The sequence below is a fragment of the Herbaspirillum sp. B65 genome, from assembly GCF_000333555.1.
GTDB lineage: Bacteria > Pseudomonadota > Gammaproteobacteria > Burkholderiales > Burkholderiaceae_D > Herbaspirillum > Herbaspirillum rubrisubalbicans.
This window is the reverse complement of the sequence record NZ_BADI01000839.1, coordinates 1-1,419: the sequence shown is the minus strand read 5'-3', so window position 1 is coordinate 1,419 and position 1,419 is coordinate 1. Positions and strand designations below refer to the sequence as shown.

Sequence of the window (1,419 nt, the reverse complement as noted above, 5' to 3'; positions counted from 1 at the left end):
GCAGCAGTTCCCCCTTGGTGAAAGCGCCGATGAAGTTGTCCGGCACGATGTGATGCAGGAATTCCAGGAATCCCTGTGGTGCCGCCTGGCCCGCCGAGGGCGGTAGTGGCACGGCGCCGGCGACGGGACTCATGCCGGCCCCGGTCTGCAACAGGTTGCCCGCGGCCAGACCGAGGATCAGGGCAAAGGTGGAGATCACCTCGAAGTAGATGATCGAGCGCCAACCCACCCGGCCGGCACTGCGGATATCGCCCGCCGAAGCGATACCGTGGACGATGGTCAGAAACACCAGCGGGGCGACCCCGCATTTGATCAGCGACAGGAACATGTCGCCCAGTACCTTGAGCTGGGTGGCGAACTTGGGAAACAGGAATCCCGCCGCAATCCCGAGTATGAGCGACAGCAGCACTTGCATGCCCAACTTCCGGTACCAAGGCAGGCCCTTGCGCGGGGTGATGATGTCGTCGTTGCGATCTTGCTTTGCATTTTGTGTATTCATGTCTCTCTCCTCACCCTGAGCTCAGTAGTTGCGTGATTGCGCAACAGCCCGGTCCACCATATGCGGCGCCAGCCCGAGGTAGTTCGATGGGTCGGTCATGCGATCAATGGCGGCGCGGTCAAAATAAGCGGTCACCTCCGGAAGCACCGCCAGCGCCTCGGCCAGGGTGCCGCCCTGTTCGTTGACGGTACGGCAGGCGTCATAGACCACATCGTGCGCCTGCTGGCGGCCGATGTGCGGTGCCATGGCCATCATCACGGCTTCGGCCACGATCAGGCCGCGGCTGATGCCAAGGTTGCGCTTCATCTGCTCGGTATCGACAATCAGGCCGCCGAGCGCGAACTTGGCCTGGTGCAACGCGCCCGCACTGAGGATGAAACTTTCAGGAATCGCGATCCATTCCGCATGCCAGGGGCCGGTGGCGCGCTCGAAGTCCTGCACCATCGCATCGACCATCAGCCCGGCGTGCTGGCGTACCGCCTTGGAAGCCGCCAGCATGAGTTCGCTGGAGATCGGGTTGCGCTTTTGCGGCATGGTGCTGCTGGCGCCACGCCCCTTGACGAAGGGCTCGTAGACTTCGGCAAATTCGGTGGAGGCCATGATCATGATGTCCAGCGCGATCTTGCCCAGCGAGCCGGTAATGAGCGCCAGCAGGTTGACCGCTTCGGCAAAGCCATCGCGCGCCACATGCCAGGTGGTGGCAGGTACGCCCAGTCCCAGTTCGGCGGCCAGTGCTTCTTGCACTGCAAAGCCGTCTTCACCCAGCGAAGCCAGCGTGCCAGCCGCACCGGCGAACTCCACCACGGCCACGCGCGGGCGTAGTTGCGCCAGGCGTTCTTGATGTCGGTCGAACATGGCCAGCCAGATGCCGACTTTGTACCCGAAGGTCACCGGCAGGGCTTGCTGCAAATGCGTGCGGC

Annotated in this window: 2 protein-coding genes; both read right to left on the bottom strand. The window is 63.3% G+C overall.

What is annotated here, in order from left to right; all coding sequences use genetic code 11:
• A partial coding sequence (locus tag I5W_RS20020) for a cation:dicarboxylate symporter family transporter (protein ID WP_044530546.1) occupies positions 1-499 on the bottom strand: 499 nt, incomplete at its 3' end.
• Positions 500-520: 21 nt separating this feature from the next.
• Positions 521-1,419 (bottom strand): class-II fumarase/aspartase family protein (locus I5W_RS20015; RefSeq protein ID WP_044530545.1); only part of this gene is annotated, 899 nt, incomplete at its 5' end.